The sequence below is a fragment of the Synechococcus sp. R55.3 genome, assembly GCF_047461975.1.
Taxonomy (GTDB): Bacteria; Cyanobacteriota; Cyanobacteriia; order Thermostichales; family Thermostichaceae; genus Thermostichus.
On record NZ_JANSIG010000162.1, the window covers coordinates 1 to 1103 of the forward strand.

At 53.1% G+C, this 1103-nt stretch carries 2 protein-coding genes; both read left to right on the forward strand.

Going from position 1 to position 1103, the window contains the following annotated elements; genetic code table 11:
* On the forward strand, positions 1–207 hold a 207-nt coding region (locus NW849_RS14315; protein ID WP_414358514.1), incomplete at its 5' end, for an NrtR DNA-binding winged helix domain-containing protein.
* A 386-nt stretch (positions 208–593) separates the two neighbouring features.
* Positions 594–935 carry a thioredoxin gene (gene trxA / locus NW849_RS14320; protein ID WP_414358517.1) on the forward strand — a complete coding sequence of 114 codons (342 nt, stop codon included), beginning with the start codon at positions 594–596 and terminating at the stop codon, positions 933–935.
* Positions 936–1103 lie beyond the last annotated feature (168 nt).

Sequence of the window (1103 nt, forward strand, 5' to 3'; positions counted from 1 at the left end):
CTAGGGGAGGTCTACCAGCTCTACGGCACCGTTTTGGGCGAGGGGTTCTCCGACTACTCCAATTTTCGCGCCCGCCTGCTAAAACTGGGCATTTTGCGGGATACCGGCCAGAAAAGCACCCAAGGCACAGGCAGACCGGCAACCCTCTACCGTTTTGATGCGGCTGCTTTCGAGAAAATCCGTCATAAGCCAATGGTATTTGTCTAAGGGATCCCAGCTCACCAATGCTAATCCGGCCAGTCCAGCCAGATCGTTAACGTTCTCCCCACGGCTAAAGCCGGGGGATTTTTTCCATCGCTCCACGCTCCTCGCGCTTCGTTGCAATGGGCTACACGAGGGCCTATATCCTCGTGGGGGACGCCATCTCCTCAACTACTGAGATGCCAAAACACCCCAGATACTTCCACTTCACCTTTAACGCTGCACCCTTCCATAAGCGGGTGGAGCGAGTCTCCCGTCCTGTCATGAGACGGTGACTTATCCCCAGGCATGAATGCCGGGGCCTGCGACGCCGAGTTTTCGGTCAGCAGCAGCCAGAGAGCTGTGCTAAGATTAGAAACCATGATGGGTATTGTTTCAGGAGTTCTCCAAGCATGTCTGCAGCAATAGATATCGCTGATGCTACCTTTGAGGCAGAGGTGCTGCGCAGCGATATTCCGGTTCTGGTTGATTTTTGGGCACCTTGGTGTGGCCCCTGTCGGGTGGTGGCTCCTGTGGTTCAGGAGATAGCTGAGCAGTATGTTGGCAAAGTTAAGGTTGTAAAAATCAACACCGACGAGAACCCTCAAACTGCCAGCCAGTACGGTATTCGCAGCATTCCCACCCTGATGTTGTTCAAGGGCGGCCAGAAAGTGGATGTGGTGGTTGGCGCCGTACCCAAGGCAACTCTAACCACGATTTTGGAAAAGCACTTCGACACACCTACCGAAGCCTGAGGGCTATGCCTTGGGTGTTTCAGAATGTAACTTTTGGGTTCTGGACTAGAACCCACCTGCCATTTTGTGCCGAGAACTGATTAAAGTAATTCCAGAGAACTTTAGGATCCCAGCTTGACCGATTCCGTTTCTTCCCTTCTGCGAGAGGTTTTTTCCAACGCTGAGACT